This is a genomic window from Comamonas thiooxydans (genome assembly GCF_002157685.2).
Classification (GTDB): domain Bacteria; phylum Pseudomonadota; class Gammaproteobacteria; order Burkholderiales; family Burkholderiaceae_C; genus Comamonas; species Comamonas testosteroni_H.
The window spans coordinates 5334462-5356062 of record NZ_AP026738.1 but is presented as its reverse complement, the minus strand read 5'-3'; the positions used below and the strand labels follow the sequence as shown (position 1 = coordinate 5356062).

Annotated in this window: 20 protein-coding genes; 5 read left to right on the top strand and 15 right to left on the bottom strand. The window is 65.3% G+C overall.

Features of this window, described 5'->3' with window-relative positions:
• Positions 1 to 27: 27 nt before the first annotated feature.
• On the bottom strand, positions 28 to 1359 hold the full coding sequence (locus CTR2_RS24935; protein ID WP_087080159.1) for an amidohydrolase: 1332 nt from the start codon (positions 1357 to 1359) through the stop codon (positions 28 to 30).
• 156 nt (positions 1360 to 1515) lie between these two features.
• Here CTR2_RS24935 and dbpA point away from each other — a divergent pair, with 156 nt between their 5' ends.
• Positions 1516 to 2925, top strand: coding sequence for an ATP-dependent RNA helicase DbpA (gene dbpA / locus CTR2_RS24930; RefSeq protein ID WP_087080161.1), 1410 nt, complete (start codon positions 1516 to 1518; stop codon positions 2923 to 2925).
• Positions 2926 to 3026: 101 nt separating this feature from the next.
• Here the strand turns inward: dbpA and CTR2_RS24925 are convergent, their stop codons facing one another.
• Positions 3027 to 3791: a sulfite exporter TauE/SafE family protein gene (locus CTR2_RS24925; protein WP_087080163.1), complete on the bottom strand. Its 765-nt coding sequence runs from the start codon at positions 3789 to 3791 to the stop codon at positions 3027 to 3029.
• Between the two features lie 181 nt (positions 3792 to 3972).
• Here CTR2_RS24925 and CTR2_RS24920 point away from each other — a divergent pair, with 181 nt between their 5' ends.
• Positions 3973 to 4956 carry a Bug family tripartite tricarboxylate transporter substrate binding protein gene (locus CTR2_RS24920; RefSeq protein ID WP_087080165.1) on the top strand — a complete coding sequence of 328 codons (984 nt, stop codon included), beginning with the start codon at positions 3973 to 3975 and terminating at the stop codon, positions 4954 to 4956.
• 65 nt (positions 4957 to 5021) lie between these two features.
• Here CTR2_RS24920 and CTR2_RS24915 read toward each other — a convergent pair whose 3' ends face one another.
• From CTR2_RS24915 to CTR2_RS24890, 6 genes are all read right to left on the bottom strand, one after another.
• On the bottom strand, positions 5022 to 5693 hold the full coding sequence (locus tag CTR2_RS24915; RefSeq protein WP_087080167.1) for an outer membrane protein: 672 nt from the start codon (positions 5691 to 5693) through the stop codon (positions 5022 to 5024).
• A gap of 18 nt (positions 5694 to 5711) precedes the next feature.
• Complete coding sequence (locus tag CTR2_RS24910; protein ID WP_039050092.1) at positions 5712 to 6206, bottom strand: GlcG/HbpS family heme-binding protein; 495 nt, start codon at positions 6204 to 6206, stop codon at positions 5712 to 5714.
• Positions 6207 to 6297: 91 nt separating this feature from the next.
• Complete coding sequence (locus CTR2_RS24905) at positions 6298 to 6924, bottom strand: response regulator transcription factor (RefSeq protein ID WP_003068724.1); 627 nt, start codon at positions 6922 to 6924, stop codon at positions 6298 to 6300.
• 7 nt (positions 6925 to 6931) lie between these two features.
• Positions 6932 to 8446 carry a sensor histidine kinase gene (locus CTR2_RS24900; protein ID WP_087080168.1) on the bottom strand — a complete coding sequence of 505 codons (1515 nt, stop codon included), beginning with the start codon at positions 8444 to 8446 and terminating at the stop codon, positions 6932 to 6934.
• Positions 8447 to 8464: 18 nt separating this feature from the next.
• Complete coding sequence (gene ybeY / locus CTR2_RS24895) at positions 8465 to 8923, bottom strand: rRNA maturation RNase YbeY (protein ID WP_087080170.1); 459 nt, start codon at positions 8921 to 8923, stop codon at positions 8465 to 8467.
• 49 nt (positions 8924 to 8972) lie between these two features.
• A complete protein-coding gene (locus CTR2_RS24890; protein ID WP_039050090.1) occupies positions 8973 to 9983 on the bottom strand; it encodes a PhoH family protein in 1011 nt (336 codons plus the stop codon).
• 49 nt (positions 9984 to 10032) lie between these two features.
• On the opposite strand from CTR2_RS24890, the gene ruvA reads away from it, so the two are divergent.
• The gene (ruvA, locus tag CTR2_RS24885) at positions 10033 to 10608 is read left to right on the top strand and encodes a Holliday junction branch migration protein RuvA (RefSeq protein WP_012839968.1); all 576 of its coding nucleotides are present in this window, start codon (positions 10033 to 10035) and stop codon (positions 10606 to 10608) included.
• 49 nt (positions 10609 to 10657) lie between these two features.
• Positions 10658 to 12211, top strand: coding sequence for a trypsin-like serine peptidase (locus CTR2_RS24880; RefSeq protein ID WP_087080172.1), 1554 nt, complete (start codon positions 10658 to 10660; stop codon positions 12209 to 12211).
• Positions 12212 to 12235: 24 nt separating this feature from the next.
• On the opposite strand, the gene CTR2_RS24875 is transcribed toward CTR2_RS24880, so the two are convergent.
• On the bottom strand, positions 12236 to 12769 hold the full coding sequence (locus CTR2_RS24875; protein WP_087080174.1) for a peroxiredoxin: 534 nt from the start codon (positions 12767 to 12769) through the stop codon (positions 12236 to 12238).
• A gap of 143 nt (positions 12770 to 12912) precedes the next feature.
• On the opposite strand from CTR2_RS24875, the gene ruvB reads away from it, so the two are divergent.
• Entirely contained in the window at positions 12913 to 14007 is a 1095-nt protein-coding gene (gene ruvB, locus CTR2_RS24870; RefSeq protein WP_087080176.1) for a Holliday junction branch migration DNA helicase RuvB, read from the top strand.
• 19 nt (positions 14008 to 14026) lie between these two features.
• On the opposite strand, the gene CTR2_RS24865 is transcribed toward ruvB, so the two are convergent.
• From CTR2_RS24865 to CTR2_RS24840, 6 genes are all read right to left on the bottom strand, one after another.
• Positions 14027 to 14743, bottom strand: coding sequence for an MgtC/SapB family protein (locus CTR2_RS24865; RefSeq protein ID WP_003068744.1), 717 nt, complete (start codon positions 14741 to 14743; stop codon positions 14027 to 14029).
• Between the two features lie 40 nt (positions 14744 to 14783).
• Positions 14784 to 17537 (bottom strand): magnesium-translocating P-type ATPase, encoded by a 2754-nt coding sequence (gene mgtA, locus CTR2_RS24860; RefSeq protein ID WP_087080178.1) that lies wholly within the window; start codon positions 17535 to 17537, stop codon positions 14784 to 14786.
• A gap of 18 nt (positions 17538 to 17555) precedes the next feature.
• On the bottom strand, positions 17556 to 17939 hold the full coding sequence (locus CTR2_RS24855; RefSeq protein WP_087080180.1) for a hypothetical protein: 384 nt from the start codon (positions 17937 to 17939) through the stop codon (positions 17556 to 17558).
• 214 nt (positions 17940 to 18153) lie between these two features.
• Entirely contained in the window at positions 18154 to 18522 is a 369-nt protein-coding gene (locus CTR2_RS24850; RefSeq protein WP_254913203.1) for a hypothetical protein, read from the bottom strand.
• A gap of 220 nt (positions 18523 to 18742) precedes the next feature.
• On the bottom strand, positions 18743 to 20545 hold the full coding sequence (locus CTR2_RS24845; RefSeq protein ID WP_087084419.1) for a lysoplasmalogenase family protein: 1803 nt from the start codon (positions 20543 to 20545) through the stop codon (positions 18743 to 18745).
• A gap of 74 nt (positions 20546 to 20619) precedes the next feature.
• Complete coding sequence (locus CTR2_RS24840) at positions 20620 to 21597, bottom strand: Bug family tripartite tricarboxylate transporter substrate binding protein (protein WP_087080182.1); 978 nt, start codon at positions 21595 to 21597, stop codon at positions 20620 to 20622.
• Positions 21598 to 21601: the final 4 nt, after the last annotated feature.

Sequence of the window (21601 nt, the reverse complement as noted above, 5' to 3'; positions counted from 1 at the left end):
AGCCCCGATGGCGGGGCTGGCTTGCGATTACTGCATCACGTTCATGACCGCCAGGGTCATGGTTTCCACGCCGGTCTTGAACGTGGGTTCGGGTTCTGGGGCGAAGAAGGGTGAGTGATTGAAGGGCAGGGGCTTGCCACCGGGCTGACTGGCCTCGGCCACCTTCTTGGGGTCGTACACGCCCAGGGTGTAGAACATGGATGGCACACCCTGATTGATGAAGTCCGAGAAATCTTCGCTGGCCGTGATGGGCGGGATGGGGATCACGTTCCGGTCGCCGAGCGCGGCCTTGAACAGCTTGACCGTGCGGCCGACCAGTGCTGCGTCGTTGACCACGGCATCCGAGCCTTTGAGCAGCTTGATCTCGGGTGCAGGAGCGCCCGACATGGCGGCTTCGGCCTTGGCTGTGCGCTCTATGCCTTCGTGCATTCTGGTACGCACCTCGCTCTTGTAGCTGCGGATGGTGCCCAGCAGCCGCGCCTGATCGGGAATGATATTGCCCGCGCTGCCTGCATTGAAAGCACCCACGGTAACCACGCCGAATTCCATGGGGTCTTTTTCGCGGCTGATCACGCCCTGCACATCGACCACAAAGCGCGAGGCCATGAGCACCGGGTCAATGCCTTTGTCCGGCATGGAGCCGTGGCTGCCACGGCCATGGAAAGTGATGTCCAGAGAGTCCGAATTGGAGGTCGCCGGCCCGGCCACATAGCCCACCGTGCCATAAGGCATGGAGCCGGTATGCAGCGCAAAGGCGTAGTCGGGCTTGCCGAACTTCTGGAACAGACCGTCGGCCAGCATGGCCTTGGCTCCTGTCACGGTTTCCTCGGACGGCTGGGCGACGAACATCAGCGTCCCCTTCCATTGGTTCTTCAGGCCCAGCAGCGCCTGCGCCGTGCCCAGCCAGCTGGTCATATGCATGTCGTGGCCGCAGCTATGGGCGACAAAGCTCTCCTTGCCGTTGTACTGGGCCTTGGCCTTGCTCGCATAGGGCAGTCCGGTTTTTTCCTCCATGGGCAGGGCGTCCAGCTCGGTGCGCACCATGACGGTGGGACCCGCGCCATTGCGATAGATGGCGACCAGGCCGGTCTTGCCAATGCCCTCGGTGACCTCGAAGCCCAGCTTGCGCATTTCGGCAGCCAGCTTGGCGGCGGTGCGGGTTTCCTGGAAACCCAGCTCGGGGTGGGCATGCAGATCCTCATAGATGCTGCGCATGCCGGGGTACATCTGGCCGATCAGGCGTTGCAGCTCGGGCTTGATAGGTTGCGGGTCTAGCTCGGCGCTCCAGACGGGACTGGCGCTTAGGGAGCAGATGGCTGTGGCAATGGCGCAGAAGCTGCGGGCAAGTTGAGGGTGCATGTTTGTTGGCTGTTTGGAGTGGCATGACGGCCTGCGATTGGCAAAGGCCGTACTTTTCAGCCTAGGCGCATGGCTGCAGAGAGCTTGAGAGGGACAACCCGTGTGAATAGTCACTCAGGCAACTTGCTGTTCGCAGTCCCCGGATAATTGCGACCCATGAATACCTCCACCAGCGCCGCCCAGGCCTCTGATCCCACCGCTTTCTCGGCGCTGCCCCTGTCCCCCGAAATGCTGGCCAACCTCCAGCAGCTCGGCTATGCGCAGATGACGCCTATCCAGGCTGCCAGCCTGCCGCTGACCCTGCTGGGCAAGGACCTGATCGCCCAGGCCAGCACGGGCAGCGGCAAGACCGCGGCCTTCGGCCTGCCCATGGTCGACCGTCTGAACCCGCGCTGGTTTGCCGTCCAGGCCCTGGTGCTGTGCCCCACGCGCGAGCTGGCCGACCAGGTCGCGACCGAAATCCGCCGCCTGGCGCGTGCGCAGGACAATATCAAGGTCGTCACCGTCTATGGCGGCGTGCCCTCGCGCAACCAGATCGCCTCGCTGGAAAACGGCGCGCACATCGTCGTCGGCACACCCGGGCGCGTGATGGATCTGATGGAGCGCGGCAAGCTCGACATCGGCAACCTCAAGACCCTGGTGCTGGACGAGGCCGATCGCATGCTGGACATGGGCTTTCTCGGCGACATCGAAACCGTGGTGCGCCAATGCCCGGCGGATCGTCAGACCTTGCTGTTCTCGGCCACCTACCCCGATGGCATTGCCTCGCTGGCCAGCCGCTTCATGCGCGATCCGCAGACCGTCAAGGTCGCGACCCAGCACAGCAGCAACAAGATTGAGCAGCGCTGGTACGAAGTGGGTAGCAGAGAAAAGGTGAGTACGGTGGCCAAGCTGCTGGCACACTTCCGTCCCGAATCGAGCATTGCCTTTTGCAATACCAAGCAGCAATGCCGCGATGTGGTGAGCGAGCTGCAGGCCCAGGGCTTCAGCGCTCTGGCCCTGTTCGGTGAGCTGGAGCAGCGTGAGCGCGACGAGGTGCTGGTGCAGTTTGCCAACAAGAGCTGCAGCGTGCTGGTCGCCACCGATGTGGCGGCGCGCGGTCTGGACATCGCCGACCTGTCTGCCGTCATCAATGTGGACGTGACGCCCGACCCCGAGGTGCATATTCACCGTATCGGCCGCACGGGCCGCGGCGATGCCGAAGGGCTGGCGCTGAATCTGGTCAGCATGGACGAGATGGGCAGCGTGGGCAAGATCGAGCAGCTGCAAGGCCGTGCTTCGCAATTCTTCCCTGTGGACGAGCTCACGCCCGCTGCCGGTGGCGAACTGCTGCCACCCATGATGACCATACAGATCATCGGCGGGCGCAAGGAGAAGATTCGCGCTGGCGACGTGATGGGCGCCATGTGCGCGGACTTCGGCTACAGCCGCGACCAGATCGGCAAGATCAGCGTCAACGACTTTTCCACCTATGTGGCCGTGGACCGCAAGATCGCCTCGGCGGCCTGCGCCAGGCTCAATGCAGGCAAGGTCAAGGGCAAGACGGTCAAGGCTCGTCTGCTCTGAAAATATCAGTCAGGTTGGCCTCTAGCGTTTATCTATCAAGCGCTGCGTGCTCACAAAAAAGCCTTCTCGCTCCGAGAAGGCTTTTTGCTTTGGGCGGCGCTTCAGCCTTTGGCGAAGAACAGCCCTGCCATCACCAGCCCCGTGGCCACAATGCCCCAGCGCAGGACATGGGGTGCAATCTTGCGCGCCACGCGGGCCCCCAGATAGCCGCCCAGGGTGGCGGCCACCATCATGACGATGGCCAGCTTCCACTCCACAATGCCGCCTGCGGCGTAGATCACCACGGCAATCGCCGTCAGCAGGGCCGAGACCAGGTTCTTCATGCCGTTCATGGCGTTGAGCGAGGTCTGGCCCAGCAGGCCGAACAAGGCCAGCAGCAAAATGCCCAGGCCGCCGTTGAAATAGCCGCCGTAGATGGCCACGATCAGCATGCCTGCAGCGGCCTTGGTCGCCGATGTGGCGGTGTGGGCGGCATTCTTGCCCGAGGCCCAGGCGCGCAGCTGCGGGCCGAAGGCGAACATGGCGGTGGCGGCCAGCAGCAGCCAGGGCACGACCTTGCGGAAGGTTGCGTCGGGCGTGAACAGCAGCAGCGCCGCACCGGCGGAGCCGCCGATCAGGGACAGCGCCACCACCTGCTTCATGGACAGGCCCGGCGGGGATTGCATATCGTCCTTGAAGCCCCAGGCGCCCGCGATATAGCCTGGCAGCAGGGCCACGGTGCCCGTGGCATTGGCAATCACGGGCGGCACGCCGGTGAAGACCAGCGCAGGAAGGGTCAGAAAGCTGCCGCCACCGGCGACGGCGTTGAGCGCGCCAGCCGTGAAAGCTGCGGCCAGCAAAAGGGCGAGGTGGCCCAGGTTCTCCATGTTCTTGTCTCCTGATTTTCTCTGTCGGCTTTGCGCCTTGTTGTCGGTGTCGATCTTAGGCGATGGCCTATCTCGCTTCTTGTGTGGTTAATTATTTTTAGAAATAAAAGAATGTAAAAACAGTATTTTGAGGAATAAGTGATTGTTTTGACAATCAACTCCCTAGTTAAGGAGTTTTGCCGTGAATCTGCCCCGTTTCTTCTCCCGCACCGTTTGGGCCTTGCTGGCCGCAAGCTGTGTATCGGGCGCAGCCATGGCCCAGCAGCCGGAGTTTCCGGCACGCTCCGTCAAGCTGGTGGTGGCCAACGGTCCGGGCAGCGCTCCGGATTTGCTGGCCCGTCAGGTGGGCAATCTGGTGGGCAGGGACTGGAAGCAGGCCATCGTGGTGGAAAACAAGGGCGCGGCCGGCGGTGTCTCGGCCGTGGACTCCGTGGTCAAGGCACAGCCCGACGGCTACACCTTGCTGGTGGGCGGCGACAGCGCCATCACCATCATGCCCAATGTGCAGCGCAATCTTCCCTATGACGTCAAGAACGATCTGGTGCCGGTGACCAAGCTGGGCCAGTCCGACTTCGTGCTGGTGGCCAATCCCAGGAAGGGCTTCAAGACCTTGCAGGACTTTGTGGCCTACGCCAAGACCCACCCGGGCAAGATCAACTACGCCTCCTCGGGAACGGGCGGTGCCCAGCATCTGGCCATGGAACAGTTCAAGCAGCGCGCAGGCTTTTTCGCCACGCATATTCCCTATCGCGGTGGACCTCAGGGCCTGCAGGATGTGCTGGCCGGCCAGGTCGACGTGATGCTGATTGCTGTTGCTCCGGCGCTCACCCAGATCCAGAGCGGCAAGCTCACGGCGCTGGCCGTGTCCGGCCTGCAGCGCCATGCCTTGTTGCCCCAGGTGCAGACCCTGGCCGAGAGCTACAAGGGCTTTGAGGCCGGTGCCTGGTTCGGCCTGTTCGCACCCAAGGGCACGCCCGCTGCCGTGGTCCAGGCCATCGCCCAGGACACGGACAAGGCGCTCAAGGACCCCGAGCTGCGCAAGAGCCTGCTGCAGCAAGGCATCACCCCCGTGGGGGAGGGCCAACAAGTGTTTGCCAAACAGATCAGGACCGAAGATGTGCGCGTGGCCCAACTGGTGCGCAGCATTGGCCTGAGCGTCGAGTAAACGGCTTTACGCACCAGCAGAAAAAGCGGCCGAGGGCCGCTTTTCTGTTGCTCGAAAGGACTGGGTCAGAAGCTGTAACGCAGGCCGATCGAGATTTCGCTGGCCGTCAGCTTGGCACGCATCTGCTCGTCCTGCAGGCCGCGGACGTTGGCGAAGTTGTTGGCACCGCTCTTGGCCTTGCCCATGTCGACATAGCGCCAGCCCAGGTCGATGCTGAGCTTCTGGACAGGCGAATAGCTGACGCCAAAACCCACGGAATACGCCAGATTGCTCTGGGTGTCGCTGATGTACTGACGGCCCGGATTGCCCTGCCAGCCGCTGGATTCCAGACGGGCCAGACCCAGGCCGGCCATTCCGTACAGCGAGAACCGGGCGTTCAGGGGGAAATCCTTGTATGCATTGACCATCAGGCGCTGCGAGCGGATCTGGTGGTGATTGAAGCTGGTGGGGAAGCGGGTGGAGCCGCTGGTGAACTCATTGTTCTTGGGCAGGGTGTACTCGGCTTCCACGCGCCAGTTCGACGGGAGCTGATAACCAAGGGCCAGAGAGCCACCTGTGGCGGTATTCGCCTCGTCGCCAGGCACGAACTGGCCCAGGCCGGGGCGGGCGCTGGAGTCCATGTCGTGGGCTTGATAGCGTGCGGAATTGATCCGCAGGGCGCCGTAGTAGCGATCGTCGGCAAAAGCGCTGCCAGCGGCAGCCAGGATCAGCAGGGGGACAATGCGTTGCAATTTCACGAAAAATCCTAGATCCGATTACTTCAGCAGGTCCTGCACCTTGGCCAGGGCGGCCTGTGCGCATTGGTCGTCCAGATGGCCGCCGGGGGCACCGGCCACGCCCACGGCACCGATCACCTCGTTGCCCACCTTCACGGGCACGCCGCCGCCCAGCAGCAGGAAGCCGGGGATGTCCTTGAGGTTGGCTGCGCCGGCGTTCTTCTGGGAGTTTTCCATGATGGCAAGCGTTGGCGCCTTGGCCGATGCCGAGGTGAAGGCCTTTTCGCGGCTGGCTTCCACGGTGTGTGGGCCGGCGTTGTCGGCACGCTGCACGGCGCGCACGCCGCCGGCGCGATCAACCACGGTGGCGGTCACGGCATAGCTGTTGGCGGCGCAGGCCGAAACGGACTGGGCGGCGATCTGGTTGGCCAGCTCCAGCGACATATTCTTTTCCGTGCGCACGGCCTGGGCGTTGGCGGTGCCGGCAGTCAGGGTGGCCAGAGTCAGGGCGGCAAGTGTCAGAGTGTGTTTCATACGTTTTTCCGGGTGGATGGGTATGAACGCAACTGTAGAAAAACGCCACCCGGGCGTCCATGCGGCCGGCTACGCGCCTACCTCCGTAGAACTACGGAGCGGCGTCCTCGACCAGGGCCGCGTAGCGCCGGATGAGCATGGCCAGCGAGTCGGTCTCCAGCTTGGCGAACAGGTTGGCGCGGTGGGTCTCCACCGTGCGCGGCGAGAGCGACAGCGCGCGGCCGATCTCCTTGTTGGTGAGTCCCTCCACGATCAGGCCCAGCACCTCGCATTCGCGGCTCGAGAGCTGTGCATAGCGCTCGCGCGCCTGCCGGTCGGCCTGGTGGCGCTCGCGCGAGCGCACATGCTGGCGCACGGAGGCCTGCAGTGCCTCGATGAGCAGCTCGTCATCGACCGGCTTCTCAAGGAATTCCGCAGCCCCGGCCTTGAAGGCGCGGCGGCACATCTCCACGGTTCCATGGCCCGTGAGCATGATCACCGGCTGATCCACCCCTTGCGCCACCAGCCTGTCCAGCACCGCCAGCCCGCTGGTGCCAGGCATGCGCACGTCGAGCACGATGGCGCCCACGTCGCTGCGGTCGAACTCGGCGAGAAAGACATGCGGGTCGGACCAGGTTTGGACGCGCAGGCCCACCGTGCCTATGAGCAGTGCCAGGCTGTCGCGCACGGCGGCATCGTCGTCCACAAGGTGAATCAGGGGCGAGAGGGAAGAGGTCATGTCGCGTTCAAGGCAGGTGGGCCAGCGGGAGCTGCAGATGGAATTCGGCCCCAGGCCCGTCGGCAGGCGAAGGAGAGGGGGGCGCCAAAGTGAGCTCGCCTCCCATCGCCTGCGCCAGGCTTTCCGACAGCGACAAGCCCAATCCCAGGCCGCCGGAGCGTGTGGTGTAGAACGGGGTGAACAGGCGCGCTCGCGCTTCGGGCGCCACGCCGGGGCCGGTGTCGCGCACGCTCAGCAGGACTCGCGCGCCCTGGGGGCTCAGTGTGAGGCGCAAGCGGCGCTGGCCGGGCTCGGTCTGCTCCATGGCCTGCAGCGCGTTCATCACCAAGTTGTGGATGATCTGTTGCAAGGCCACAGGCTCGGCACGCACGGCCGGCAGGTCTGCGGGAGCATCCACCTGCACGGCAATGCTGCGGCGGCGCAGCTCGGGCTCCAGCAGGTGCAGTGCATCATGCACGGCAGTGGACAGAGGCAGAGTCTGGACCTGGCCTGACAGATCGGGCCGCTCGACCACGCGGCGCAGGCGTCCCACGACGGTGCTGGCGCGCCTTGCCTGGGCCACGGCCTGACTCATGGCATGGCGCGCCATGTCCAGATCTGGCTCCTCATCGCCCAGCAGGCGCTGCGCCGCCTGGGTATTGGCCAGCAGCGCGGTCAGCGGCTGGTTGAGTTCATGTGCCATACCCGCGGCCAGTTCGCCGAGCTGGTTGAGACGGGCGACCTGACCCAGACGCAACAGCTCTTCTGCTCGGCGTGCGGCCACGCGCTGGCGCAGCAGGGTGCGCAGTGCGGCCAGTGCCGCAGCGCTGGCAGCCGCCCAGGCCAGCATGGTGGTCCAGGGCAGCTCGCTCCAGCCTACGTCGCGCTCCAGCACCACATCGAAGGGCTGGCTCTGCGAGGCCAGCAGCTTGTGAAAGTCGTAATTCCAGCCGCGCTCCAGTTGCCGTCCGGCCTGCACGGTAAAGGCCTGTCCCTGATACTGAAGTCGCACGCGCACTGGACTGGTCTGTGCATCCATGGGCCACTCGTCCCAGGGAATGGTGGCATGCAAATCCAGCAGCAGGGCGTGGTCGGCGGCTGGGCCGGCAAGCGCCAGCCATACCCGGCCTCTGGGCAGGTCGGCCCGGGCCAGTTCGGCATGGCCGCTTTGCAGCGAGCGGGCCTCGGCCATATCCAGCGCGGCACCCAGGTCATGAGGCCAGTCAGCCGGCCAGCTACTGTCCGGCAGACGGCGCAGTACCTCGATGATCTGCGGATAGGCAGCAGGCAGGCGCGGCAGCGGCAAGGCTACCTTGGCACTGTGGCCTTCCGCAGGTGGCTGCAGCAGGGGCAGCATGGCCATCACCGCATCGTGTTGCACGGCACGCTGGCTCAGCAGCCGGTGCACGATGCGCGCATCCGTCACGAATGCATCCTCCAGGGCCAGCAACCGCGCATGCACGAGCCAGCCTGCGCCCGCAATGGCCACCAGGGCCCAGGCCATCAGCCAGGTCAGGGGGCGGCGCCAGTGGGGGATGATCATGGCCGGTGTGGTCGCGGATTATTTGGCGTAAGGGTCTTCGTAACCCAGTTCCTTCATGATGTCGGTCTCGTAAGCCTCCATCTCTTCGGCGTCTTCCTCGCTGGTCTCGTGGTCCCAGCCCTGGGCATGCAGCGTGCCATGCACCAGCAGATGGGCGTAATGCTCTTCCAGGCTCTTGTTCTGTTCCTGGGCCTCGCGCTCCACCACGGGGGCGCAGAGCACAAGATCGGCCATCACGCAAGGCTCCTGCTGATAGTCGAAGGTCAGCACATTGGTCGCGTAGTCCTTTTTGCGGTACTCGCGATTGAGCTTGCGGCCTTCCTCTGTGTCCACGATGCGCACGGTGATCTCGGCATCCACGGCCAGCGCATGGCGGATCCAGCGCGTGACGCGGCTGCGGCTCAGCAGTTCGCGATGGGCAGCGGCCTCGGCGCTGGGACCGAATTGCAGCGATAGTTGCAGTTGATTTAAGGTCATTTTGGCTTTTAGCCCTTATGAGGTAAGCGCTAGTAGCTATTGATTTTGATTAAAGTTCGTCTGCCGTTGGCAGCGGGCGGGCCGAACGGGGGCTGCTGCGGTGCTTGGGGGCCGAAGTGCCTTCGGACACGCGGCCGCGTGCGTCGTAGGCGTCCACAATGCGGGCCACCAGCGGGTGGCGCACCACGTCGGCGCTGGTGAAGTGGTTGATGGAGATGCCCTTGACACGCCTGAGCACGCGCTCGGCATCGACCAGGCCGCTGGGCGCGCCCTTGGGCAGGTCGACCTGACTCACGTCACCCGTGACCACGGCCTTGGCGCCAAAGCCGATGCGGGTCAGAAACATCTTCATCTGCTCGGGCGTGGTGTTCTGCGCCTCGTCCAGGATCACGAAGGCGTTGTTCAGCGTGCGTCCGCGCATGAAGGCCAGCGGCGCGATTTCCAGTGCATTGCGCTCGAAGGCCTTCTGCACCTTCTCGTAACCCATCAGATCGTAGAGCGCGTCGTACAGCGGGCGCAGATAGGGGTCCACCTTCTGCGTCAGGTCGCCGGGCAGAAAGCCCAGGCGTTCGCCGGCTTCCACGGCGGGCCGGGTCAGCACGATGCGCTGCACGGCGCTGCGCTCCAGCGCGTCCACGGCACAGGCCACGGCCAGATAGGTCTTGCCCGTGCCGGCCGGGCCGATGCCGAAGCTGATGTCGTGATTGGCGATGTTTTCCAGATACAGCGCCTGGTTGGGCGTGCGGGCGCGCAGATCGGCACGGCGCGTGGTCAATTGCGGTGCCGTCAGGTCGGCCTCCAGCATCTCGACATCGCCGGCCAGCATGAGCTGCAGCGTATCTTCTGCAATCACGTAGTCGGCGATCTCATAGAGAGCCTGAAGCAGCTCCAGCGCTTCATTGGCCTTGGCCTTGGGGCCGTCGATCTTGAACTGCTCGTGGCGGTGAGCGATCTTGACGCCCAGCGCGATTTCGATGGTGCGCAGATGCGCATCTGCCGGGCCGCAGAGATGGGTCAGGCGCGTATTGTTATGGGGTGTGAAGGTATGGCGCAGGATCACGCGGATAATTTCTCAAAAGAATCGCCGCACGGTGCGGCAAAGGATTTCAATGATAGGCAAATTGACTGGAACGCTGCTGGAAAAAAACCCGCCCGAAGTCCTGGTGGACTGTGCCGGTGTGGGCTATGAGGTGCAGGTGCCCATGAGCACCTTCTACAACCTGCCTGCCAATGGTGCCAAGGTGGCCTTGCTGACCCATTTTGTGGTACGGGAAGACGCCCAGTTGCTGTTCGGCTTCGGTACGGCCCGCGAGCGCCAGACCTTCCGCGAACTCATCAAGATCACCGGCATAGGGCCGCGCATGGCATTGGCCGTGCTCAGCGGCATGAGCATCGATGATCTCGCGGACGCGGTATCGCAGCAGCAAGCAGGGCGATTGGTCAAGGTGCCCGGCATCGGCAAGAAGACCGCCGAGCGTCTGCTGCTGGAGCTCAAGGGCAAGATCGGCGCGGATACCGGTGCGCAGTCGCTGTTTGCCAATAACAACGACCAGAACGATATTCAGCAGGCACTGATGGCTCTGGGCTACTCGGACAAGGAGGCCTCGGCCGCCCTCAAGAAACTCCCACCCGATGTAGGGGTGAGCGAGGGCATTAAGCTCGCGCTCAAGGCTTTGACCAAATAGCTTCGCTGGCCCTGTGCCAGTCCGATCGTGAACTGCAGGAGAACACGATATGCATTGGTGGATACAGGGCAGGCGCATTCCCTCTCTATGCGCAAGCCTGATGCTGGTGGTGCTGACCGCTTGCGGCGGCGGAGGGGGCGGAGGCAGTGTTCCGGACCCGGGCCCTGGCGGCGCAGGTGTCGGTAACGGCGGCGGCAATGGTGCGGGCGTCGCAGAGACCAGTCCTCCGCCGGGTCCGCCCACGGCCTATGTGCTGGATTCGCTGATAGTGCCTGCCGCCCAGACTGCGGCTTCGGCCAGAGGTGTGGCCGTGTCATCCGTGGCCGTTCGACCCAAGGCCGTCGATCTGGCATTGCCGCAGTGGAGCGACGCGCCATCGCCGGTCATGCCCATGCCCGGTGTGCCCATGCAGATAGGGGCGCCACGGGCGCTGTCTTCGTTGCAGTCCGCAGGCGATATGGCACGCACGCTGCGCTGGTCCAAGACCCCGGAGGGTGGTCAGGTGGCTGCGATCAGCATCACCTCGGCCGGTGCCCATGGCCTGCGGCTGGGCCTGGTGGTCGATGCCATGCCCGATACCGCCGAGCTCAGGCTGTACCGCAAGGATCGCAGCAAGACCGGGTTCGAGACCACGGGCCAGGCCATCAACGAGGCCATTGCGCGCAACCGTCGCATCGACGGTGACACCTGGGCGGCTGGCATCTGGTGGACCCCCGACCTGGGTGCCGATGAGGTCACGCTGGAGATTGCACTGCCTGCGGGACTGCCGACATCGCAGCTGCGCATTGCCATTCCCACGCTCACCCATGCCTATGTCAACCTGGCCTTGCCCGTGGAGCTGGAGCTGCGCGATAGCCCTGTGCCTAGAAATGTGGGCGATGCCGCTGGTTGCGAGCTCGATGCCAGCTGCGCCGATCAGTACGCGATCGAGCGAAATGCCGTGGCGCGCATGACCTATGTGGGCCCCGACAACCGCTACTACTACTGCACGGGCTCCCTGCTGAACAATACCAAGCGGGACTACACGCCGTATTTTCTATCGGCCAGTCACTGCATCTCGACGCAGGCAGCTGCCACTTCGCTGCGCACGGACTGGTTTTTCCGTTCGGCAAGCTGCAATAGCTTCGAGCCGAATGCAAGCACCTCGGCGCTGCAGCGCGGCGCCACGCTGCTGTATTCGACCGCTGTGACCGATGCCACGCTGATGCGACTCAATGAAGTGCCGCCGGCCGGTGCGACGCTGGCCGGCTGGGATGCGAGAGGAACGGCGGTGACGGGGACGGCCATCTACGGCCTGCATCATCCGCAGGGCGACTTGCTCAAATATAGCGAAGGACAGGTGCAGAGCTACAGAAACTGCAGCCTGGGCGCCGGCAGCATCACCTGCAGCCCGGGCAATGCCCAGAGCGATTTCGTGAACGTCGGCTGGAGCAAGGGCGTGACCGAAGGCGGCAGCAGCGGCTCGGCCATGTTTGTGGGCGGACGCGTCGTGGGCACGTTGTCCGGCGGCAGCAGCTCGTGCACGGTCAGCGGCGGCTCCGACGTCTACAGCCGCTTCGACCGGACCTTCAGCAGCCAGATCGGGAACTGGCTGGCGCAGTGATACAGGGACAGGGCCCGGCTGGGCCTATTTCCCCTGCAACTGCCTGACGGCTGCCTTGGTCTGCTCCACATGGGCCAGCGGGTCGCTGCTGACAAGGGCGAACTTCACCTTGCCGTCCTGGCCCACCACATAGGAGATGCGGTCGGCCCTGGCCGGGTTGGCGGCAGCACCCGCGTCATAGGCCTTGATGGTGAGGGCCTTCGGGTCAGAGGCCACGGCGAACTGGTCGCGGCAGGCCTCGGTGGAAAAGCGCTTGAGGGTGTCGATATCGTCATGCGACATGCCCACCACCGTGGCTTTCATCGCGGCGAACTGGGGCGTGGCTTCGGCAAAGGCATGGGCTTCCAGCGTGCAGCCTTGGGTGAAGGCCTTGGGGAAGAAATACAGTACCACGGGCCCTTTCCTGAGCGCCTCGGCCATATCGAAGTCAAAGGCCTTGCCGGCCACGGCGGCGGGCGTCTTGAAGCTCGGGGCCGCATCGCCGGGCTTGAGCGCGGCCTGGGCCGAGACGGACAGGCAAAACAGGGCGGCCGTGCAGGCCAGGGTGTGAATACGCATGAAAAAGCTCCTGAGGTCTTTGCCGCCATTGTGCGCAAAGCCCGGGGCCGAGCGTCCAGCCGGCTGTGCTGCAACTGTGGGATTTTGTTTGACCCTGTATTTTTAATCAGTGCTTCGGCCGTGCTTGGGGCACAATTGCCGTCATGACGATTCATGTGGACGAATTTGCGGCCAGTCCCGCACCTGCACGCAAGGCCAGAAGCGCGGCCGCCGACCCCGAGGCGGCTGTGCCGCGCATGGTTTCGGCCGGGCATTCGTCCCAGGGCGAAGAGGCGCTGGAGCGTGCTCTGCGCCCCAAGCAACTCCACGAATACGTAGGCCAGGCCAAGGCGCGAGAGCAGCTCGAGATCTTCATCGGCGCTGCCAAAAAGCGCAGCGAGGCGCTCGATCATGTGCTGTTGTTCGGCCCGCCGGGCCTGGGCAAGACCACGCTGTCCCACATCATCGCTGCCGAGCTGGGCGTGAACCTGCGCCAGACCAGCGGCCCGGTGCTGGAAAAGCCCAAGGATCTGGCGGCGTTGCTCACCAATCTCGAGCCCAACGATGTGCTGTTCATCGACGAGATTCATCGTCTGAGCCCGGTGGTCGAGGAAATCCTCTACCCCGCGCTGGAGGACTATCAGATCGACATCATGATCGGCGAAGGCCCGGCCGCACGCTCCATCAAGCTGGACCTGCAACCCTTCACGCTGGTGGGGGCTACCACGCGAGCCGGCATGCTCACCAATCCGCTGCGCGATCGCTTCGGCATCGTGGCGCGGCTGGAGTTCTACACCTCCGAGGAACTCTCGCGCATCGTCAGGCGCAGCGCTGGACTGCTCAATGCGCCGATTGACGAGGAAGGCTGCTTCGAGATCGCGCGCCGTTCGCGTGGCACGCCGCGTATCGCCAACCGCCTGCTGCGCCGCGTGCGCGACTATGCCGATGTCAAGGGCGACGGCCGCATTACGCGCGAGATTGCCGACAAGGCGCTAGCCATGCTTGATGTGGACCCTCAGGGCTTTGACATCATGGACCGCAAGCTGCTCGAAGCCGTGGTGCACCGTTTCGACGGCGGCCCGGTAGGTCTGGACAACATCGCGGCGAGCATCGGCGAGGAATCGGGCACCATCGAGGATGTGATCGAGCCCTATCTGATCCAGCAGGGCTTTTTGCAGCGCACGCCGCGCGGGCGCATGGCGACCCAGGCGGCGTACCGCCATCTCGGATTGCCGGTGCCGGGCGACGACGCATCCTGAGCGTCGCAGGCCTGTCGGCTCATTCCTCCGTGCCGGCGTTCCAGAAGGCCTGGAGCACGCCGGGCAGGGCCTCGATGGCGGCGATCACGCTGTCCAGCTCGTCGGAGTCCACCGAGGTGGCGTAGAGCATGGCCTCGATCTCGGTGTCCTGCGGGCCGAAGGCATGGGTTTCCACGCCGCGCACGGGGTAGCTGGCGTTCTCCAGCAGCTCCAGCATCTGCTCGCGCACATCACCCTGAGCCCCCCGGTGGCAGATGGCATAGACGTAGTAGGTCGATTCCGTGGATTCGTCATTCACCGGGCGGCGGTTGATGCGGTTGACCACAGGGCGCAGCAAGGTGTTGCTGGCCAGCACGAACAGCGTGGCCAGGCCGGCCTCGGCCACCAGGCTGGCGCCCGCGCAGGCGCCCACGGCGGCGGAGCCCCAGAGCGTGGCCGCCGTGTTCAGCCCGGTGATGTTGGCCCCTTCCTTCATGATGGCGCCCGCACCCAGGAAGCCCACGCCGGAGACCACGTAGGCCACCACGCGCGTGGCGCCCTCGGCCCCGCCCAGGCGCACGGCTAGGTCCACGAAGACGGCCGCGCCCACGGCAACCAGGGTGTTGGTGCGCAGCCCCGCCGTGCGCTGGCGCACCTGGCGCTCCAGGCCGATGAGGGCGCCGAACACGAAGGCCGTGGTCAGGCTGACGAAGGTGTCCAGCATGGCGCCGGGGTTGAAGTTCTGGAGGGCCTGCATGGGGTTCCGGGCTTTCCTGGTGAATGTGTTGAAGGGAGCGTCACTGCCAGCCGTAGCGGCGGATGTAGACGCGCTTGAGCAGCGTGGCCAGGCAAGCGTAGCCCAGCAATATGGCAATCATCCACGGGAAGTAGGCCGGCGGCAGCGCCTCCAGCTTGAAGTAGCCGGCCAGCGGCCCCATCGGCAGGAAGATGCCGGCCGCCATCACGGCCGCCGTGGCCAGCAGCAGCGGCCAGGACGGGCGGCTTTGCAGGAAGGGGATCCTGGGCGTGCGGATCATGTGCACGATCAGCGTCTGCGTGAGCAGTCCGATGACGAACCAGCCCGACTGGAACAGCGTCTGCTGCTCGGGCGTGTTGGCCGCGAAGACGAACCACATCAGCGCGAAGGTCAGGATGTCGAACAGCGAGCTGATGGGCCCGAAGAACACCATGAAGCGGCCCAGGTCGGCCGGGTTCCAGCGCAGCGGCTGGCGCACCAGCTCGTCGTCCACATTGTCGAAGGGGATGGCGATCTGCGAGAGGTCGTACAGCAGGTTCTGCACCAGCAGATGCAGCGGCAGCATGGGCAGGAAGGGGATGAAGGCCGAGGCCACCATCACCGAGAACACGTTGCCGAAGTTGGAGCTGGCCGTCATGCGGATGTACTTCAGCATGTTGCTGAAGGTGCGCCGGCCCTCGATCACGCCCTGTTCCAGCACCATCAGGCTTTTCTCCAGCAGGATGATGTCGGCGGCTTCCTTGGCGATGTCCACGGCGCTGTCCACGCTGATGCCGATGTCGGCCGCACGCAGGGCCGGGGCGTCGTTGATGCCGTCGCCCATGAAGCCCGTGATGTGGCCGTTGGCGCGCAGCGCGTGCACGATGCGCTCCTTGTGCAGCGGCGTGAGCTTGGCGAACAGCTGGAACTGCTCCACTGTCTGGCGCAGCTTCTCGTCGCTCATGTGCTCGATCTGTGTGCCCAGGATGATATGGTCTGCGGGCAGGCCCACATCGCGGCAGACCTTGGCGGCCACCAGCTCGTTGTCGCCGGTCAGCAGCTTGACGGCCACGCCGTGCGCGGCCAGGGCGGCCAGCGCCTCGGCCGTGGTTTCCTTTGGTGGGTCCAGGAAGGCGATGTAGCCGATCAGGGTCAGCTCCGACTCGTCGGCCACGCCGTAGTCGCTCTTTTGCGGCGGCACTTCTTTCATGGCCACGGCGACCACGCGCAGGCCCTCTCGGTTGAGCTCGCGCGTCACGCGGCGCACGCGGGCCAACTGCTCCTCGTCCAGCGGACGCGTGCTGTCGCCCTCGCGCAGGCGGGTGCAGGCGCCCAGGATTTCCTCGACCGCGCCCTTGCAGATCAGCTCGTGGTGGTGGTTGCGCTCGGCCACCACCACGGACATGCGGCGGCGTTCGAAGTCGAAGGGGATTTCGTCCACCTTGCGGTAGTCCTCGGCCACGCGCATCTGGGTGTGCAGTTCCACATGCTCGAGCACGGCACGGTCCAGCAGGTTCTTCAGGCCGGTCTGGTAGTGGCTGTTGAGGAAGGCAAAGCGCAGCGTCTCGTCGCAGGGCTGGCCAAAGGCGTCGGTGTGACGCTCCAGCACGATGCGGTCCTGGGTCAGCGTGCCGGTCTTGTCGGTGCACAGCACGTCCATGGCGCCGAAGTTCTGGATGGCGTCCAGCCGCTTGACCACGACCTTGCGGCGCGACAGCACCACGGCGCCCTTGGCCAGGGTGGAAGTCACGATCATGGGCAGCATCTCGGGCGTCAGGCCCACGGCCACGGACAGCGCGAACAGGAAGGCCTCGGCCCAGTCGCCCTTGGTGTAGCCGTTGATGAGCAGCACCACGGGCACCATCACGGCCGCGAAGCGGATCAGCAGCCAGCTGACGCTGTTGACCCCGGTCTCGAAGGCCGTGGGCGCACGCTCATTGGACGTGACCCTTGTGGCGATGGTGCCGAAGTAGCTGCGGTTGCCCGTGGTCAGCACCACGGCCAGCGCCGTGCCCGAGACCACGTTGGTGCCCATGAACAGCAGGTTGCTGGCGTCGAGCACGCCTGCGCCATTCGAGGCGCCCGCGTCGGGGCGCTTTTCCACGGGCAGGGATTCGCCGGTCATGGCGGACTGGCTCACGAACAGGTCCTTGGCGCTGAGCACGCGGCAGTCGGCGGGAATCATGTCGCCGGCCGACAGCACCACGAAGTCGCCAGGAACGACCTCGTACAGCGGCACTTCGTAGCGGCGCGCCTGCTGGCCGAAGCCGCTGTGCTGGGCGTCGGGGGCCTCGGCGTCGGCCGGCAGATGGGGGCCGCCGTTGCGGCGCAGCACCGTGGCCGTGCTGCTGACCATGGCCTTGAGCCGCGCGGCGGCGCGGTTGGAACGGCCTTCCTGCACAAAGCGCAGCAGCGTGGACAGCAGCACCATGGAGGCGATGACCACCGTGGCTTTCATGTCCTCGGTGACATAAGAGACCACGGCCAGCAGCGTCAGCAGCAGGTTGAAGGGGTTGCGGTAGCAGTACCACAGGTGCAGCCAGCCGGGCAGGGGCTTTTCGTGCTCCACCTCGTTGGGACCGAAGCGCGTGAGCGCAGCACGGGCCTGCTCGCGCGTCAATCCGTCCTCGCTGGAGCCGGTGCGCGCCAGCACGGTGGCGATGTCATCGCGCGAGGCGCGCAGCAACTCCCGCGTAAGGGCAGGCGACACCGAGCGGTGCACTGCCGTGCCCGAGGGCAGGGCGTTGCGCCGGAACAGCCCCAGGGCGTGGCGGCTGCGCAGAAAGGCCTGGAACAGGTGCTTGAGGTTTTTCATGGTGACCTCCCCGGTGGCTCAGGCCTGGCTCGAACGAAGGGTGCTGCGCAGCCAGTGCCAGTTGCGCTGGCAGGCGCACAGCAGGCGGCGGCGCAGTGGCAGGCGGGCCACGGTGGCCGACTGCAGCCATTGGCGCCGGGCATGGGCGGGCAGATGGCGGTACACCTCGGCGCGCTCCTGCGCCGCCAGCAGGGACAGAACGTCGGCCTGCTGGCGCTGCGTGAGCGCCACGAGGGCATGGGCGAAGAGGTCGGGGCCGTGCTGCTGCAGCAGGGCGTGCAGTTGTCCGGTGTGGCGTGCCGCAATGGCGGCTTGCAGTGCCAGCTGCAGTGTGCTGGTGCGGGATGTGCTGGCGCGTGGGGCGGCGTGCGTGGCGCGCAGCGGGGTGATGATGTGTTGCATGGCGGGCTTCTTTCATGGCGGCCGAAAGAAGCCCGGCACCTGTCCGTCAATGGACGTGCGCGGGCCTCCCGGCCGGGGCCTTGGGAAGGAATGGACAGGCCGCAGGCGTGCGCGGCCGGACCTCAGGGGCGATGTCAGGGCAAGATCGACTCGGATCGGGGTCCATGGCGGAACTCCTTTCTGACGGATGGGTGGGGAGGGCGGCTGCGCGCGCTCAGCGTGGCTGCAGGCTCAGGAAGCTGCGGATGCGATGCGTGGGCCAGCTGGTCCGCAGGTCCAGGTGCATGGCATGCTCCATGGCCGATGGGGCCTGTGCCTGCATCTGTGCCTGGGGCGCAGCTATGCACGGGCCGGCGGCGCCAGGGCGAGGCGCGGCCGCAGCAGGCTGCAGGCGATGCATGGCGGGGCGAACGAACGGTGTGGTCATGGCTTTCTCCTTGGCGAACCAGGAGGACCGCCGTGAAGCAGGGCCGTCAAGCGGCGTGGGCAGGGGCAGCATCAAGGCAGCCACAGGCACGCGGTCAGTGAAAAGCAGCACCTGGAGCCTGAGGTGCATGAACGGCATGCGGGAGGCACGCGCCATGTCACTGATACGCCGGCTGGGCGCAAGGATCCAAGGGGAAACGCAGCAATGGATGAGAGCCGACCGACATGGCCGCCCCCATCACGGGAGTCGGTCAGTCAGCCAGCAGCGAAGCCATTGCGGCGCGCTGTTTGTCACTGGTTGAACTGGCACTGTCCACGGGGGACTCCTGAAATTGCGATCTGCCGATTATCGGCCCAGATCGGGCCAAGGGTCAACCCTAGATGGCTTTCAGTTGCAATTGTGCCGGGGCCTGGCGGGTTGCAGGCTCGGCCCATTGGCGCACACAGCCCCAGACGATCAGGGCCTGTGCCGCGTAATAGCTGCCGAGCACGCTCACCGATGACCAGGGCAGCGGTTGCACAAAACGGTTGATGGCCAGTATGGAGTCGCTGAGCATGAAAAAGCTGGCGCCCAGGGCGGTCAGCAGTGCGGCGCGGCTGCGCAGTTGACGGTAGCGTCCCCAGGCCTGCGCCGCCATCAGGGCGATGACGCCGACATAGGCGGCCACGGGCAGGCGCAGGGCGGCGGGCAGGCCATGGGTCCAGAGAAAGGCATACATGGCGGCGCCGATCGCAGCCACCAGCAGCAGTGCGCGGCGGTCGGCAAACCAGGTCACATCAAACCTGAACAGCGCGACATAGCAGACATGGGCCAGCAGAAAGCTGATCAGGCCGGGAATGAACAGACCGGTTTGCAGCTGTCCGTCCAGCATCAGGAAGACATCGCCAGCCATGGAGAAAACAATAGCTGCCAGCAGCAGTTGAACATGCTTTTGAGGCAGGTCTTGAACTGTGCTCAAGGCATGCCTTGCGCAAGATGCTATGCATATGAGAGCAAAAACCATGGTGGCAGGTTTGAACAGCCAATGCCATTGCTGCAGCCCCAGCGCTGCCGTGGCCGTGGCCAGTGCGCCGCTTTGCAGCATCAGCGCCAGCCACAGACTGATGCGTCCCTGCATGGCAGCACCCAGAGCCCATTGCCCGGTGAGCAGCACGCCGAACCAGATCAGATTGGTGGCCAGCGGCGACTGGTCGGCATGCCAGAGAAAGACCGAAGTGCCCGCAACCAGCGCCGCGAACTGCAGGCCGGCAAACCAGCGCAGCCCAGTGCTCATGGGAGGTGAGTAGATGATGCGGTGCTCGTCCAGATCGAAGGCGGGCCTGGGAAAGCGCTGTGCCACATCGACCGGCCGCCAGCCCGGCGGCTTGAACCAGACGCGGACCTTGTCCATCCAGCTGCGTGCGTGCCAGCTGTCATGCGCCAGCTGGCGGTAGACGCTGAAGTTGGCCCAGAGCGGATCCCAGCTCTTGAGCAGGCCGCGCGTGCCGTAGACGCAGGGCTCTTCATCGTCCTCGGTCTTGTAAGTGCCGAAGAGCCGGTCCCAGACGATGAGAATGCCGCCGTAGTTGCGGTCCAGATAGCGCTCGTTGACGGCATGGTGCACGCGGTGATTGCTGGGCGCGCAGAACCAGCGGTCGAACCAGCCCAGCTTCCTGACCTGCTCGGTATGCACCCAGAACTGGTAGAGCAGATCGATCAGCCCGACCACGGCAAACACCAGTGGCGGTACGCCGGCCAGGGCCATGGGCAGATAGAAGATCCAGCCCAGCAGCGCGCCTGAGCTGGTCTGGCGCAGCGCGGTGGAGAGGTTGTAGGCCTGGCTTTGGTGGTGCACGGCATGGGCGGCCCAGAGCACGCCTACTTCATGGCCCATGCGGTGCAGCCAGTAGTAGCAGAGGTCGTAGAACAGCAGGGCCAGCAGCCAGCCCGGCAGGCTGAGCCAGAAGGCGTCGGCCTCGATCAGCGCCACATGGCTGGCCACGACGGTGTAGATGCCCAGCGTCAGCAGCTTGGTGAAGACGGCGCTGGTCTGGCTCAGGACGCCCAGGTTCAGCGAGCTGATGGCATCGGCCAGCGCATAGGCATTGCGCCCGCGTCTTAGGCTGATGGCCCATTCCACGGCAATCAGTGCGAAAAAGACCGGTGTGGCCAAAACGATGACTTGGCTGGGGGAGAGCATGGTCATCGATTGTGGGCAGGGCGCGGCGCGCGGCGCCTCGCATCTTCCCTAGTTGCGGCTCTTGGCGCAGGCGCTCACAACCGTATGCCGCGCTTGTGGATCAACGCGCCCCAGCGCCTGGTCTCCGCGGCGATAAGCTCGGTGAAGCGTGCCGCATCCAGCGCCAGGATTTCCGCATCGGTGGCTGCCAGCCGCGCGCGTACTTCAGGCATCGCCAGTGCGCGCTGAAACTGCTGGCTCAGCCACTCGACCACCGGCGCGGGCGTCTTCGCCGGTGCGGCAATGCCGTACCAGGACTGCACCAGGATATCGGGATAGCCGGCCTGTGCGATGGTGGGAACCTCGGGCAGCGAGCGCGTGCGCGCTGCGGCGTTGACAGCCAGAGCCCGTACCTTGCCGGACTGGATCAGCGGCAGCACCAGGTTCTGCGAGATCAGCGCGAACTGGAGCAGTCCGGAGCCCAGGTCCAGCAGCGCCGGCGGCTGGCCCTTGTAGCTCACGTTGGTCAAGCGGATGCCGGTGCGCTCGAAGAACAGTTCCTGTGCCAGGTGGATGGAGCTGCCGGTGCCGGGGTTGGCTGCGTTGAACTCGCCCGGTCTGGCGGCAGCCAGCGCGACGAACTCCTTCAGCGTCCCGGCGGGCACCGTGTCGTGCACCACGAACACCGTCGGCGGCGCGGCCACGCCGCACACTCCCACGAAGTCCCTGCTGCGCGCCTTCATCTCGGGCATCAGGTGCTCGCCCACCGCGAGGATCGGCGCTACGCCCAGCAGCGTGTAGCCATCGGCCGGGGCCTTGGCCACCGCATCCAGGCCGATGCGGCCATCGGCACCGGGACGGTTCTCGATCACGATGCGTTGCGGCAGTGCGTTGGACAGTGGGTCGCAGACGGCGCGCAGCACCACGTCGACGATGCCGCCTGCAGGGTAGGGCACCACGATGCGGATCGGTCGATCGGGGTAGCCGTCCGGGCTCGGCGCGGTGCCGGCGCGGGCCATGCCGGGCACCAGGCCGGCCAGCAGCAGATGAAGGTGGAATTGCCGACGGTCCATGCTT

Bases quoted from the DNA above. Each gene is read 5' to 3' on its own strand.
- CTR2_RS24865 (WP_003068744.1), bottom strand. From the start codon at position 14,743: ATGCAGGCCCTCCAGAACTTCAACCCCGGCGCCATGCTGGACACCTTC.
- ruvB (WP_087080176.1), top strand. From the start codon at position 12,913: ATGACGATTCATGTGGACGAATTTGCGGCCAGTCCCGCACCTGCACGC.
- CTR2_RS24845 (WP_087084419.1), bottom strand. From the start codon at position 20,545: ATGCTCTCCCCCAGCCAAGTCATCGTTTTGGCCACACCGGTCTTTTTC.
- ybeY (WP_087080170.1), bottom strand. From the start codon at position 8,923: ATGACCTTAAATCAACTGCAACTATCGCTGCAATTCGGTCCCAGCGCC.
- CTR2_RS24935 (WP_087080159.1), bottom strand. From the start codon at position 1,359: ATGCACCCTCAACTTGCCCGCAGCTTCTGCGCCATTGCCACAGCCATC.
- CTR2_RS24905 (WP_003068724.1), bottom strand. From the start codon at position 6,924: ATGACCTCTTCCCTCTCGCCCCTGATTCACCTTGTGGACGACGATGCC.
- CTR2_RS24880 (WP_087080172.1), top strand. From the start codon at position 10,658: ATGCATTGGTGGATACAGGGCAGGCGCATTCCCTCTCTATGCGCAAGC.
- CTR2_RS24840 (WP_087080182.1), bottom strand. From the start codon at position 21,597: ATGGACCGTCGGCAATTCCACCTTCATCTGCTGCTGGCCGGCCTGGTG.
- mgtA (WP_087080178.1), bottom strand. From the start codon at position 17,537: ATGAAAAACCTCAAGCACCTGTTCCAGGCCTTTCTGCGCAGCCGCCAC.
- CTR2_RS24855 (WP_087080180.1), bottom strand. From the start codon at position 17,939: ATGCAACACATCATCACCCCGCTGCGCGCCACGCACGCCGCCCCACGC.
- ruvA (WP_012839968.1), top strand. From the start codon at position 10,033: ATGATAGGCAAATTGACTGGAACGCTGCTGGAAAAAAACCCGCCCGAA.
- CTR2_RS24910 (WP_039050092.1), bottom strand. From the start codon at position 6,206: ATGAAACACACTCTGACACTTGCCGCCCTGACTCTGGCCACCCTGACT.
- CTR2_RS24900 (WP_087080168.1), bottom strand. From the start codon at position 8,446: ATGATCATCCCCCACTGGCGCCGCCCCCTGACCTGGCTGATGGCCTGG.
- dbpA (WP_087080161.1), top strand. From the start codon at position 1,516: ATGAATACCTCCACCAGCGCCGCCCAGGCCTCTGATCCCACCGCTTTC.
- CTR2_RS24850 (WP_254913203.1), bottom strand. From the start codon at position 18,522: ATGGCGCGTGCCTCCCGCATGCCGTTCATGCACCTCAGGCTCCAGGTG.
- CTR2_RS24925 (WP_087080163.1), bottom strand. From the start codon at position 3,791: ATGGAGAACCTGGGCCACCTCGCCCTTTTGCTGGCCGCAGCTTTCACG.
- CTR2_RS24875 (WP_087080174.1), bottom strand. From the start codon at position 12,769: ATGCGTATTCACACCCTGGCCTGCACGGCCGCCCTGTTTTGCCTGTCC.